The organism is Acidovorax sp. 93 (assembly GCF_003633835.1).
GTDB classification, from domain to species: Bacteria; Pseudomonadota; Gammaproteobacteria; order Burkholderiales; family Burkholderiaceae_C; genus Acidovorax; species Acidovorax facilis.
Genome location: NZ_RBIT01000001.1, coordinates 3915171 through 3928559 on the forward strand (window position 1 = coordinate 3915171; position 13389 = coordinate 3928559).

Consider the following 13389-nt stretch of genomic DNA (forward strand, 5'->3'; position numbering starts at 1 on the left):
GGGGCAAGCAACCACCCGGCGCTGCAACGCTACGCCCCTGCGGCCCCCGCCCGCATGGTGGTGCCCACGTGGGCATACAAGGCGGCCCATGCCTCGCGCGTGGCGGGGTTGAAGGCGCCGCCAAGTGCTTCGGCCAGTGTGTCGAGCAGCGCCGCACCCACCGTGTCGTAGTGCGCGGCCTCTACGCCATAGCCCGCATGCCGTTTGCCAAGTGCGCGCAGTGCGGCGTCCAGCTGCTCGGGTTGGCCGAGCATGCGCACGGCGCTGCCGATCATGTCCAGCAGCTTGCGCGCCTGTTCGTTCATGTCGGACGACGCAAACAGCCCGCTGATGGCGGGATCGCGCGCGAACAGCTTGGCGTAGAACAGCGCACCCGCCTTCGCAGCGACAGGAGCAACCTGCGCAAAGCTCTGGCGAACCAGATGGATTTGTTCGGGGGACATCAAAGGCTTCCTCAGCAATGCGGCCGTTGGCCAGTGGCAGGTAGAACACTGGAAAGAAGTCTATGAAGTTCCCCCGCGCTGCGCCCCACCCCCAGGGGTTGCATGACGACAGGCCCTATGCGCTATGGGCGACGCGCTATGTGCGATTGGCGATGTAGCGGGCGTGACGGCTTCATGCGCCGGGCCTCGCGCAGGGCGCGCTCGTGCAGGTGCACCGGCTCGCGCGCAGGGTGGTCAGCGGCAAATCCCTGGCCGACCACGGCGGTTGCACTGCCGCGCTACTCCTAGCGTGGCGTTGCACACTAGCGCTGGCGGTCCGATGCGTAGACCGCCGCCTGAACGCGCGAACTCAGGCCCAGCTTGCGCAGGATGTGCTGCACATGGATCTTGACCGTGGTCTCGGCGATGTCGAGTGTGCGCGCGATTTCCTTGTTGCTGGCACCGCGCGCGATCTCGCGCAGCACGTCTTCCTCACGCGGGGACAGGGGCGCGGCGCCGTTGTTGGCAGCCTCGGGCGGCTGCGTGGACGCACCCGCCCCGGCGGGCCCGGCTGGGGCGATGAGCGCTGCCGCTTCAGCCACCCCTTGCGACTGGAACGCGGCCACCAGTTTGCCCATGAGTTCGGGGCTCACCACGGGCTCGCCCCGGGCCGCGCGGCGGATGGCCTGGGCCAAAAGATCGCCGTCGATGGTCTTGAGCAGGTAGCCCTGCGCGCCGTTGCGCAGTGCGGCGGCCAGGTCCTGCCCGTCTTCGCTGACGGTGAGCATGAGCACGCGCGAGGCGGGCGAGACTTCGCGCAGGCCCCGGATGGCGTCCACGCCCATCACGCCGGGCAGGTGGTTGTCCAGCAGGATCACCTGGGGCAACAGCTGCGGCGCCAGGCGCAGGGCCTCGGCGGCATCGCCCGCCTCGCCCACCACCAGCAAGCCCGCGTCCTGCCCCAACAGTGCAATCAGCCCCCGGCGGAAGAGCGTGTGGTCGTCCACCACCAGCAGCGTCACAGGCGGCTCTGCGGAGGGTTGGTGGCCCACACCGGCGGGGGGGGCCAAGGGGATGGCGGTGGTGATGGTCATGCGGTGGTGGCCACCCGGCCTGCGGCCGCGGCGGGTGTGAGTTCTTCGCCAGAAGCCGCGCCTTGGGGCGCCATGGCCGCTGCGGAAGGAGGTGCAGGCTGGGGAGGCATGGTGGTGGCAGCGGTCACCGTGGGCAGCTCGATGCACACGCGCGTGCCCTGGCCCGGGGTGGATTCAACCTGCAGCACGGCACCCACGCGGTGGGCGCGCTCGCGCATGATGCCCAGGCCCACATGCAGTGAATCGGGCGGCACGGTGGCCACGTCAAAGCCCTTGCCGTTGTCCTGCACCTCAAAGCGCCAGCGTGGGTGCCGGTGCACGAGCAGGTCCACCCGCGTGGCGCCCGAATGCTTGCGCACGTTCGACAGCGCTTCCTGCACCATGTGCAGCACCTGGATCTGCAGGTCGGGCGCCAGCGGCAGGCCATGGCCCACCATGCCCAGCGTGGTGGCCATGCCGGTCTGGTGCTCGAACTTGGACAACGTGGCGCGCAGGGCCGATTCAATATCCTCGTCGTTGGTGCGGGTGCGAAAGTGCACAAGCAGCTCGCGCACGTCGGAATAACACTCGCGCACGCCGACATCCAGCTCGCTGATGCTGCGGTCGCGTTTGGCCTCGTCGCCACGGTTCACGGCGTCGCGCAGCAGCTGCGTCTGGATCTTGAGGAAGGCCAGCGACTGGGCGATGGAGTCGTGCAGCTCGCGCGCCAGCATGCTGCGCTCTTCGGCCACGGCGGCTTCGCGCTCCAGGGCCGTGGCGCGCAGGCCTTCCATGGCGCTGGCCAGGTGGCGCGTCATGGCTTCTAGCAAATCGCGCAGTTCGTCGGTCAGCTCAATGGGCGAGCGGAAGAACAGGTCCACCTCACCCAGCAAGCGCTGCTGCATCTGCACCGGGATGGTCACCATGGTTTCAAAACCCGCCTCGCGGCAATGTGGCAAGGCAAGGGTGGTCGATGGCATGATGGGAATCACTCGCGTGCGCGCCTGGGCCTGGGGCTGGCCGCACAGGCAGCTGCCGGTGTGCAGGCAGTGCTCGCCCTCGGCCATGCTGCGCGGCAGGCCGTCACCGGCCAGCAGCACATACCGCTCGTTGGCCTCGTTGGACCAGCGCACGGCCGCAGCATCGGCCCCGGCCACGCGTCGGATCTGCTGCACAAAGCCCTGGGCCAGCAGCTCCAGGCTGCTGGCCGTGGAGGCCAGCGCGCTCACCTCATACAAAGCGGCGAGGCGCTGGTTCTGCACGGCGATGCTGGCGGTCTTCTGGCGCACCTTGTGCTCCAGTTCGTCGTGTGATGCCTGCAAGGCGTGCGCCATAAGGTTGAAGCCCGCCGACAGCTGGCCGAACTCGTCATCCGTGTCCACCGGCAGGCGGGTGCCGAGCTCGCCCTGGCGCAGCCGGGCCTGGGCCTGCTGCAGGCGCGCCACGGGGTTGATGACCAGCAGATAGCTTGCGGCCATGAAGGTCACTGCGGCAACAATGGCCAGCGCCATCATGAACAGCTGGAACAGGTGCAGCGCCGCCGTCCAGCCCGCAATCTGGATCTCGATGGCATCCACAAAACCATCGACCTGCTGCACAAACGCATCGGCTTGCGCCAAGGTCTGCGCGCGATCGGGGGGCAACGTGGTCACCCAGCCGCTGCGCGCCTGGGCCCACTGGGTGCGTATGGCGTCGAAGCGCGAGCGGGTCTCGTCGCTCCAGGGCACAAACAGCGGGCGTGAGGGGTCGCCCGTGCGCAGCAGGTCCAGGCTGGCATCGAACAGGCGGGCACGCTCTTGCACCGCCTCGGCGGGCTCGGTCTGCAGCACCAGCACCATGCGCAGCATGTTCATGCGCAGGCGGCCGGCCTCGTTGACAGCGGCGGCGCCGCCTTCGAGCTTCCAGGTCACCCACAGCGTGAGGCTGATGGAGGCCAGCGCCACCAGCAAAAAACCCGCGCCCATGGCCAGGAGCTTGGTGGACAGGGTGGGCTTGGTGCGCATGCAGGGCAGTGTAGGCACCGAGCTTGCGCCGACTCTTGACCTGGGTCAAGTCTCACCCGCGTAGCATGGCGCCATGCAACGACCACCCGACACCCACCTCTGTGCCCGCCTGCTGCTGGCCGGAGCCCTGATAGCCACGGGAGCACTGGCAGGCTGTGCCAGCACGGGCACCACGCCCCCCAGCACCCCACTCGCTGCGTGGCCCGACCGCCTGCAGGCTCTGCTCCCCACCGATGTGCTGTTGCTCGGCGAACAGCACGATGCGCCCGACCACCAGCGCTTGCAGCGCGAGACCGTGTTGTGGCTGGCCGCAAAAGGCCAGTTGGCGGCCGTGGTGATGGAGATGGCCGAGAGCGGCCACAGCACGCAGGCCCTGCCGCGCGACGCCACCGACGCCCAGGCCCAGGCCGCCCTGCAATGGAACGACGCCGCCTGGCCGTGGAAAGCCTATGGCCCCGTGGTGATGGCCGCCGTGGCCGCTGGCGTGCCGGTGCTGGGTGGCAACCTGCCGCGCGCCCAGATGCGCGCCGCGATGGGCGAGGCCCGCTGGGACCAGCACCTGCCCGCCCCCGCACTGGCACAGCAACACCAGGCGCTGCGCGAGGGCCACTGCGGCCTGCTGCCGGAATCGCAAATTGCCCCCATGGCCCGCATCCAGATCGCCCGCGACGCGAGCATGGCGCGCACCGCCCAGCAGGCCCTGCGCCCCGGGCAGACGGTGCTGCTGGTGGCCGGGGGCGGCCATGTGCTGCGCAGCCTGGGAGTGCCCACCCACTGGCCAGCCGATTTGGTGTCAAAAGTGGCCCTGGCGCAATCTGGGAAAGCGCAGACAGCTATCAAAAGTGAAGCAAGCAAACCAGGCGACGCGGATGCGGTGATTGAAACCCCTGCCCTGCCACCCCGCGATGCCTGTGCAGAACTGCGCGAGAAGTGGCGCCCGGCGCGCCCAGCACCTTGACCTACGGTGCCGCAGTCACGGGCTGTGCCCGCAGCAGCGCTGCGAAGTCATCGGCGGGCACGGGCCGGCTGCACAGGTAGCCCTGGTACGCATCACAGCCCCGCTCTCGCAAGAAGGCCAACTGACCGTCGGTCTCCACCCCTTCGGCCAGCACCGACAGCCCCATGCTGTGCCCCATGGCGATGATGGCGGCGCTGATGGCCATGTCGTCCTCGCTTTGCGGAATGTCTCGGATGAAGCCCTGGTCGATCTTGAGCACATCGATGGGAAAGCGCTTGAGCTGCGCGAGCGACGAATACCCTGTGCCAAAGTCATCCACCGCAATGCGCAGGCCCAGCGCGCGCAGACGCATCAGCACCTGGCGCGCCTCTTCGGTGCGCTCGGCCAGGGCGGTTTCGGTGATTTCCAGCTCGAGCAGCTCGGGCGGAAAGCCCGAATCGGCCAGCGCGCCCGACGCGCAACCGGCCAGGTCCGTCAGGTGGAACTGGCGCGGCGACACGTTCACGGCGAGCGTGAGGTCGGGCAGGCCTGCCTGGCGCCAGGCCTGGCCCTGGCGGCAAACCTCGCGCAGCACCCATTCGCCCAGCGGGCCGATGACGCCAGAGGTTTCTGCCACGGGGATAAAGCGCGCGGGCGAGATCAGGCCCTCCACCGGGTCGTTCCAGCGCACCAGCGCCTCGGCACCCTGGATGCGGCCGGTGGCAATGTCCACCTGCGGCTGGTAGTACATCTGCAGGTGGCCCTGCGCCAGCGCCAGGCGCAGGCGCGACTCCAGCGCCAGCCGCTCGCGTGCGGCCTGGGTCATCGCTTCATGGAAGAAACACCATGCGCCCCGGCCCCGTGCCTTGGCGCCATACACCGCTGCATGGGCGCCCTGCAGCAGCAGCTCGGTGGTGTTCGCGTGCTCGGGGAACATGCAGATGCCCACGCTCACACCCGCCACCACTTCAAAGCCATCGGGCGAACGCCAGGGCTCGGCCACGGCCGTGATCAGGTGCCGCGCCACGGCAGCGGCGCCGTCGGCATGGCGCAGGTGGCGCGCCACCACGGCCAGCTCGTCGCCCGCCAGCCGCCCCATCACATCGCCCGGCCGCAGGGCCGACTGCACCTGCCGCGCGATGTGCTTGAGCACCTCGTCACCGGTGGCATGGCCGTAGCTGTCGTTCACGTCCTTGAAACGGTCGAGGTTGAGCAGCAGCACAGCAATGTGCTCGCCACTGGCTCGCGCCTCCAACACGGCCTGCTCCAGCTGGTGGCCGAACCACGCGCGGTTGGAAAGCCCCGTGAGCGCATCGTTGTGCGCCAGGAACTCCAGCCGCTGCTGTTGCACCTTTTCTTCAGAAATGTCGGTGAACATGCACACGTAGTGCGTGATCTGCCCGGCAGGGTCGCGCACGGCCGACAGGGACATGTGCTCTGGAAACACCTCGCCGTTCTTGCGGCGGTTCCAGATCTCGCCCTGCCAGTGGCCCGTCTGGCGCAATGTGCCCCACATGGCCTCGTAAAACGCCTTGTCATGCCGCCCCGACTTGAAGACGCGCGGCGTCTGGCCCAGCAGTTCCTCCTCGGTATAGCCCAGCAGGCGGGTGACGGCGGCGTTGGCCGACAGGATGCGGCTTTGCGCATCGGTCACCACCACGCCCTCCATGGTGTTGTCCACCACCGTGGCGGCCAGCCGCTGGCGGGCCTCGCTGTTCTTGAGTGCGGCGCGGGCGGCCTTGATCTCGTCCAGGTCCTGCAGAACGCAGACCATATGGGCGGGCTCGGCATCCGCCTCGGGGACCAGCGCTACCGTGCACAGCACGGCCACCTTGCGCCCATCGCCCGGACGAAGGCATTCGTGTTCACCCACATAGTGGTCGATCTCGCCCGCCAGCAGGCGCGACAACTGGGCAGCCACCCGGTCACGGTCGGGCGCCATCAGCACATCGCGAACATTCAGGCTGCAGACCCGCTCCAGCGGCGCGCCGAGCAGATCACACAGGCGGGTGTTGGCCCACAGGAACCGCCCGTCTGGCGCCACACGCGCAATGCCAGCGGGCACGTGGCGCACGATCTGCGACAACTCCCTGGCCATGGCCACGCGCACCTTTTCGGCGCGGCGCATGCTGCGCAGCATGCACCAGGCCAGGCCACTGGTCAGCAGCACATAGCCCCAGCCCTTCCAGGTCTGAAAGCGCGTGAGCAGCACCGGGTCGCTCACCCACCGGGCCAGCAGCGCGTCGCCCACGAACACCCAGGCCACCCCCAGCACCAAGTACAGCAGCATTCCCCGCCAGGGGACAATACGCGACGCATCGCCCGGATTGGTCATTGATTTCCCTGTTCCACAAGCGCTCAGGCCATGCTGCGACAATCGCACCGCTATGACCAACGCCTACATCCTTACCCTGTCCTGCCCCGACCGCCTGGGGCTGGTGCATGCCGTTTCGGGCTTTTTGCTGGAGCACAGCGGCAACATCGAAGAAGCCGCGCAGTACAACGACCACGCCACCGGCCTGTTCTTCATGCGCGTTCAGTTTGCCTGCGACCAGCACGATCACGCAACGCTCAAGGCCCGTCTGGCCACGTTTGCAGAACCCTACAACATGCATTGGCGCCTGCACGCAACAGCTGCGCCCATGAAAACCGTGCTCATGGTCAGCAAGGAGGGCCACTGCCTCAACGACCTGCTGTTCCGCTGGAAGAGTGGCCTGCTGCCCATCGACATCCGCGCCATCATCAGCAACCACCGCGACTTCTACCAGCTGGCGGCCAGCTACAACGTGCCGTTCCACCATATCCCGCTGACGGGCAGCACCAAAGCCCAGGCCGAAGCCAAGCAGCTTGAGATTATCGAGGGCGAAGGTGCCGAGTTGGTGGTATTGGCACGTTACATGCAGATACTTTCTCTTGACCTATGTCAAAAGTTGGCCGGACGGGCGATCAACATCCACCACAGCTTCCTGCCCAGCTTCAAGGGCGCCAAGCCCTATTACCAGGCGCATGACCGGGGCGTGAAGCTGATTGGCGCCACCGCCCACTATGTGACGGCCGACCTGGACGAAGGCCCGATCATCGAGCAGGACGTGGCCCGCGCCGACCACACCGACACCGTGGAAGACCTCACGGCCCGCGGCCGCGACACCGAAAGCCAGGTGCTGGCCCGCGCCGTGAAGTGGCACAGCGAGCACCGCGTGCTGCTCAACGGCCACAAGACCGTCGTCTTCCGCTAAAGATATGGAACACCCCCCTGAGGCGCTTCGCGCCTTCCCCCCGCTCTCGCATCGCTGCGCGCTGCGGGCAGGGGAACGCCGCCAGTGCGGCGGGGCGGCCCTTGCACGGCGGCCCTGGCTTGGGTCACGCCAGTTTCATGCGCCGCAGACAGTTCGCAGTTCAGGGGGGGGCTGAGTGGCCACAGCATTACCTTCTTCCTTCCTCAGCAGCGCAGCCCGGCGCATTCCGCCCATCCAGTGCCTGCTGACCTTTGAGGCGCTGGCCCGCCTGCGCAGCGTGACGCAGACGGCCGACGAGCTGTGCGTGACGCCCAGCGCCGTGAGCCACCGGGTCAAGCAACTGGAGCAGATCCTGGGCGTGCGGCTGTTTGGCCGGGCCGATTTTTCGCTGACCACCGAGGGCAGCGCCTACCTGGCCCATGTGCGCGAGGGGTTGGGTGCGCTGCAGCGCTTTCCGGGCCAGGCGGCCGCGCCCGGGCGCCGGCGGCTCAAGCTGGCCGTGACGCCCACGTTTGCGCGCACCATCCTCATCCCCCGCCTGCGCCAGTTCACCGAGGCCTACCCCGAGATCGACCTGGCCCTGCAGGTGTCCATCCCGCTGCTGGACGTGGTGGCCGAGGATGCCGACCTGATGGTGCGCTTTGGCCCCGGCCACTATGCCGACGTGGAGCATGTGGAACTGGCCCGCGACGTGGTCACGCCCCTGGCCTCGCCCGCCTTCGTGCGCGAACACGGCCCCTTTGACCGCCCCGAAGACCTGGAGGGCGTGCCCCTGCTGCGCAGTCCCCTGGAGCCCTGGCGCACCTGGTTTGCTGCCACGGGCCTTGACTGGGCCGAGCCCAGCGAGGGCTCGCAGTTCAACGACATCGGCCTGATGTGCGACGGCGCCGCCGCCGGCATGGGCGTCGCCCTAGTGCGACTGAAGCTGGGCGCACCGTGGCTGGAGAACGGCACGCTGGTGCGCCTGTTTGACACCGACACTGCCAGCCCCCACGCCCACTACCTGTGCTGGCGCACCGGCACCATGGACCGGTGGGAATGCGCGGCGTTTGCCGAGTGGCTGCGCAAAACCATGGCGTAGTCGAGGCATTCCCCTGAATCGCCTTTGGCGCCTTCCCCCTTCTCTCGGCTGCGCCGGGAAGGGGGACGCAGCCCTTGCTGCGGGGCGGCCCTTGCTCGGCTGCCCTCGCCCGAGTCACGCCCGCCTCCATCAGGTTCAGGCAGATTTTCCTCCAGCGCTTGCCCAACAGACATCAGCAGCTATCAATTGATGAGCAATCCGGTGTTTTTCACAATCCCCTGAAGAAAAGCTCAAGCCCGGGCACCGAGCCATCCCCTACAGTGACAGCCATGAACACTGCCGCCGACCCCACCGTAGCCCTGTCCGAACGCGCCGCACGCCAGGCCGAGGTTGTCCAGGCCCTGGGCCGCGTGCTGCCCGCCCACGCACTGCTCTGGCACACCGAAGACACCACGCCCTACGAATGCGACGGCCTCACCGCCTACCGCCAGCGCCCGCTGGTGGTGTGCCTGCCTGAAACCTACGACGAGGTGCAGGCCGTGCTGCAGGTGTGCCACCGGCTGCAGGTGCCGGTGGTGGCGCGCGGTGCGGGCACGGGCTTGTCGGGCGGGGCCATGCCACACGCCCTGGGCGTGACGATGTCGCTGGCCAAGTTCAACCGCATCCTCGACCTGAACCCCGAAAGCCGCACGGCCGTGGTGCAGTGTGGCGTGCGCAACCTGGCCATCAGCGAGGCGGCGGCACCCTACAACCTCTACTACGCCCCCGACCCCAGCAGCCAGATCGCCTGCACCATCGGCGGCAACGTGGCCGAGAACTCGGGCGGCGTGCACTGCCTCAAATACGGACTCACGGTGCACAACGTGCTCAAGGTGAAGGGCTTCACGGTGGAAGGCGAGCCCGTCGAATTCGGCAGCGAGGCCCTGGACGCCCCCGGCTACGACCTGTTGGCCGCCGTGATCGGCAGCGAAGGCATGCTGGCCGTGACCACCGAAGTGACGGTCAAGCTCATCCCCAAGCCGCAGCTGGCGCGCTGCATCATGGCCAGCTTTGACGACGTGCGCAAAGCGGGTGACGCGGTGGCCGCCGTCATCGCGGCCGGCATCATCCCCGCAGGACTGGAGATGATGGACAAACCCATGACCGCCGCCGTGGAAGACTTTGTGCACGCAGGCTACGACCTCACGGCCGAAGCCATCCTGCTGTGCGAAAGCGACGGCACGCCCGAAGAGGTGGAAGAAGAAATCGGCCGCATGAGCGAGGTGCTGCGCGCCGCAGGCGCCACCGCCATCTCGGTCAGCAACGACGAGGCCGAGCGCCTGCGCTTCTGGAGCGGCCGCAAAAACGCCTTCCCCGCCAGCGGCCGCATCAGCCCCGACTACATGTGCATGGACTCGACCATCCCGCGCAAGCGCCTGGCCGACATCCTGCTGGCCATCCAGGAGATGGAAAAGAAATACCAGCTGCGCTGCGCCAACGTGTTCCACGCGGGCGACGGCAACCTGCATCCGCTGATCCTGTTCGATGCGAACGACGCCGACCAGCTGCACCGCTGCGAGCTTTTTGGCGCTGAGATTCTGGAGACCAGCGTGGCCATGGGCGGCACCGTGACGGGTGAACATGGCGTGGGTGTGGAGAAACTCAACAGCATGTGCGTGCAGTTTTCTGCGGAGGAGAACGCGCAGATGTTCGGCCTCAAGCATGCGTTTGACCCGGCGGGGTTGCTGAACCCGGGGAAGGTGATTCCGACGCTGAACCGGTGTGCGGAGTACGGGAAGATGTTGGTGCGCGGAGGGGCGATCAAGCATCCGGATTTGCCGAGGTTTTGAAGGGTGGCGGCCCTGGAACGTACCGGCTTCTCGCTGACAGGAATTGATACACGCTGCACATATCAGCCTCTTGTCATACTAGCTTCAGAGCGTGAGCGAGCGAATTTTGACTAGCAGACTTGATGGCATATTGGTCAATTGCCGACTACATCAAAGCGCCTGAAGGCATAGGAGGTCCATTGAAATTCTTTCACTTATTTATCTTGGTTTTTCTCTTTTACGCACCTGCCCATGGACAGACCGTTTACAAGTGCGGAAGCACTTTCAGTCAAACGCCATGCGCCAATGACGCTAAGAAGATTGAAGTAAAGCCAGCTGTTCCCATTGACTGCACCGACTACAAGCACACGTTCTCCGAAGCTTGCCGAGGGAAATCGACTTCGAACGGTTCGAACAGCGTCGCAGAAGCAAAAGCCAAAGTCCAGAAACAGATCGATGCCATGTCTCCAACAGTACCGCCATCTTCCGAGGTAGTTGAGGCGAACAAGAAACGCTGTCTCGCCAAGATCGTGGCAATGCTCAAAGACCCAGAGTCAGCAAGAGTGGGCGACGTTCATAGAGCGCCCGGTCCAGAGCCCGACTATGAAACGGCTAGAGGCTGGTTTCCCAGCATCTCATATACGGTGAGCATCAATGCGAAAAACAGCTTTGGCGGCTACACAGGTAGCAAAACCTGGGCATGTTCCTTTGATCTAGCAGAGCAAGAAATCCTGCGCACACGCTCTTTTGAGTAGCTGAAACAAAGAATGGTGACCATCTTTTTCATTTTTGATTCGGAATCATTGAATTTGAACCAACCGTTCGGGCTGAGCCTGTCGAAGCCTTGCGCGGCGCTTCGAAAAGCGTGAACGGCTTCAAGTTGGTTGGTGCCGACTCAATAAGCGCGCATCTGACGGTGCCGCATTAGACGTACGTTGAGCATGAACGAATTGAACTCCTTCAGTCGCTGGGTCTACTTGCTGCAGCAAGTTCACGAAGCTCGCTACTACATTGCCCGGGCCGAAGAACTTGGGCACCCACATCTCTGGACTTCATATGAAGCAATTCTTGAATTTCTTGCACATTTCCGAGGCGCAATAAACGCCTACGCCAAGTGTTTTGTGAGCGCTGGCGCCGGGCGGAAGCGCCTTGAAATCTCTTCAGTCTTTGGTACTGATACACCGCTTATCGAGAAGCACAGAAAAATCATTGATCTACGCCACAAGTACGTTTCGCATAGCGACGAGAACGAATTTGAATCGGTAGTTATGTCGAAGAATGAAAGCGCGGAAGAACTGGTTATTCACCTTGAATACAACCTTTCTTTTCCGTTTGATCGGCTCTATGACGTACAAGAGCTGATCCGCCTTGTGGAGCAACATGTAGTAGATGCTCAGCAGTCTCATATCGCAGCCATGGCACGAAGGCTTGGCAAGCCAGTTCGTGTGCAAGAAGGCGCTAACGGAGGTCTCTAACTCGTCATTGCAGGCGACGGCCTTCTCCACGCGTACGCCCAGGCTTCGACAGGCTCAGCCCGAACGGTTGGGGGTGGTACTCAGACTGCAGCAGCCTCAGCCACCCACCACCGCCCGCCAAATCTCCCCCGCGTGCGACACCACAAACAGCACAAGCCCGATCAGCCCGCCCACCACGGTGCCATTGATGCGGATGTACTGCAGGTCCTTGCCAATGTTCAGCTCGACCAGCTGCGTCATCTCTTCCGTATCCCACCGCCGCACCGTGTCCTCGATGTGCTGCGCAATGAATGCCGACACATCCGGCGCCAGGCCCTCCACCCACCGCTCCAGCCGGTCATTGAACGACTGCCGCAACGCCGCATCCCCCGCCAGCGACTCACCCAGCCATAACCCCAGCTTGCCCACCTGCCGCGCCAGCACCGAGTTGGCATCGGCCAGGTCGCGTTGCAGAGCGCCGCGCAGATCCAGCCACAAGGTCTGCACATAACCTGCCACCGTGGCGTCGGTCTGCAACCAGGTGCGGATCTCCTCGCCCTTGCGCTCCCATTCCGGGTCGCTGCGCAGGCGCTCGATAAAGCGCTGCACCGCCACATCAAACTGCGCACGCAGTGCGTGCTGCGGGTTGGCGGCCACATCGGCCATCAGGCTCTCGAGCGCGCGGGCCAGCAGGGCCGAGCCCTTGTCGCCCAGCCAGTCGCTGGGCAGCAACTTCTCGGTGCGCGGGTGGTCCTTCTTGAGCCAGGCCACGATGGACTGCGCGACCCAGGTGCGGGTTTGCTCGTTCTGCAACAGTTCGATGAGCTTGGCCAGCACGTCGTCCAGCAGCGCCTGGTGACGGCCATTGTGCGTGAGGGTGTCGAGCACTGCCGCCAGGGCACGCGACATATCCACCTGCCCGATCAAGGCACGCGCGGCCTTGTGGATGAAGCGCTCCACCTGCGCGTCCTGCACCGTCTCCAGCGCAGCCGATGCCAGGCGCGTGGCCTGGTGGCCCAGCAGCGCGGCGTTGCCGGGGGCAGTCAGCCACTGCGCCAGCCGCTCGGCGGGGTCGTGCCGGCGGATCAGAGACACCAGCGAGGGCACATCCAGGAACTTGTCGCGCACAAAGGTGGCGAGGTTGCGGCCGATGCGCGCTTGGTTGCGCGCAATGACCGCCGTGTGCGGAATGGGCAGGCCCAGCGGGCGCCGGAACAGCGCCACCACCGCAAACCAGTCGGCCAGCGCGCCCACCATGGCGGCTTCAGCCATGGCTTTCACACCGTTGAGCCACAGTCCGCGTTCGACCACGCTGGTGGCGAAGAACACGGCCGTCACCAGCAGCAGCAGGCCCAGTGCTTGAAACTTGGCGCGGCGCAGCGCGCATGCCTGGTCGGAAGGAGTCGAATAGTTCAAGCTCACCGAAATGCTGTTA

At 65.7% G+C, this 13389-nt stretch carries 11 protein-coding genes; 6 read left to right on the top strand and 5 right to left on the bottom strand.

Going from position 1 to position 13389, the window contains the following annotated elements:
- Window positions 1–29: 29 nt before the first annotated feature.
- The 3 genes from C8C93_RS17790 to C8C93_RS17800 all read right to left on the bottom strand — a co-directional run bounded on the left by C8C93_RS17790 (window position 30) and on the right by C8C93_RS17800 (window position 3498).
- Window positions 30–443, bottom strand: coding sequence for a globin family protein (locus C8C93_RS17790; protein WP_121507786.1), 414 nt, complete (start codon window positions 441–443; stop codon window positions 30–32).
- A gap of 302 nt (window positions 444–745) precedes the next feature.
- Window positions 746–1516 (bottom strand): response regulator, encoded by a 771-nt coding sequence (locus tag C8C93_RS17795; RefSeq protein WP_233559486.1) that lies wholly within the window; start codon window positions 1514–1516, stop codon window positions 746–748.
- Window positions 1513–3498 (bottom strand): type IV pili methyl-accepting chemotaxis transducer N-terminal domain-containing protein, encoded by a 1986-nt coding sequence (locus tag C8C93_RS17800; RefSeq protein WP_121507787.1) that lies wholly within the window; start codon window positions 3496–3498, stop codon window positions 1513–1515. The genes C8C93_RS17795 and C8C93_RS17800 overlap by 4 nt, the downstream gene beginning before the upstream one ends.
- A gap of 73 nt (window positions 3499–3571) precedes the next feature.
- Here C8C93_RS17800 and C8C93_RS17805 point away from each other — a divergent pair, with 73 nt between their 5' ends.
- Window positions 3572–4456, top strand: coding sequence for a ChaN family lipoprotein (locus tag C8C93_RS17805; RefSeq protein WP_121507788.1), 885 nt, complete (start codon window positions 3572–3574; stop codon window positions 4454–4456).
- Between the two features lies 1 nt (window position 4457).
- Here C8C93_RS17805 and C8C93_RS17810 read toward each other — a convergent pair whose 3' ends face one another.
- Window positions 4458–6770 carry a bifunctional diguanylate cyclase/phosphodiesterase gene (locus C8C93_RS17810; RefSeq protein WP_199727047.1) on the bottom strand — a complete coding sequence of 771 codons (2313 nt, stop codon included), beginning with the start codon at window positions 6768–6770 and terminating at the stop codon, window positions 4458–4460.
- 52 nt (window positions 6771–6822) lie between these two features.
- Here C8C93_RS17810 and purU point away from each other — a divergent pair, with 52 nt between their 5' ends.
- The 5 genes from purU (at window position 6823) to C8C93_RS25060 (ending at window position 11975) form a co-directional block, all read left to right on the top strand.
- Window positions 6823–7671 carry a formyltetrahydrofolate deformylase gene (gene purU / locus C8C93_RS17815; protein ID WP_121507789.1) on the top strand — a complete coding sequence of 283 codons (849 nt, stop codon included), beginning with the start codon at window positions 6823–6825 and terminating at the stop codon, window positions 7669–7671.
- Window positions 7672–7846: 175 nt separating this feature from the next.
- Window positions 7847–8752 carry a LysR substrate-binding domain-containing protein gene (locus tag C8C93_RS17820; protein ID WP_121507790.1) on the top strand — a complete coding sequence of 302 codons (906 nt, stop codon included), beginning with the start codon at window positions 7847–7849 and terminating at the stop codon, window positions 8750–8752.
- A gap of 269 nt (window positions 8753–9021) precedes the next feature.
- Window positions 9022–10521 carry an FAD-linked oxidase C-terminal domain-containing protein gene (locus C8C93_RS17825; protein ID WP_121507791.1) on the top strand — a complete coding sequence of 500 codons (1500 nt, stop codon included), beginning with the start codon at window positions 9022–9024 and terminating at the stop codon, window positions 10519–10521.
- A gap of 122 nt (window positions 10522–10643) precedes the next feature.
- Complete coding sequence (locus C8C93_RS25055; RefSeq protein WP_147433781.1) at window positions 10644–11255, top strand: DUF4124 domain-containing protein; 612 nt, start codon at window positions 10644–10646, stop codon at window positions 11253–11255.
- Window positions 11256–11441: 186 nt separating this feature from the next.
- Window positions 11442–11975 (top strand): hypothetical protein, encoded by a 534-nt coding sequence (locus C8C93_RS25060; protein ID WP_147433782.1) that lies wholly within the window; start codon window positions 11442–11444, stop codon window positions 11973–11975.
- 96 nt (window positions 11976–12071) lie between these two features.
- Here the strand turns inward: C8C93_RS25060 and C8C93_RS17835 are convergent, their stop codons facing one another.
- On the bottom strand, window positions 12072–13370 hold the full coding sequence (locus tag C8C93_RS17835) for a DUF445 domain-containing protein (RefSeq protein ID WP_121508856.1): 1299 nt from the start codon (window positions 13368–13370) through the stop codon (window positions 12072–12074).
- Window positions 13371–13389 lie beyond the last annotated feature (19 nt).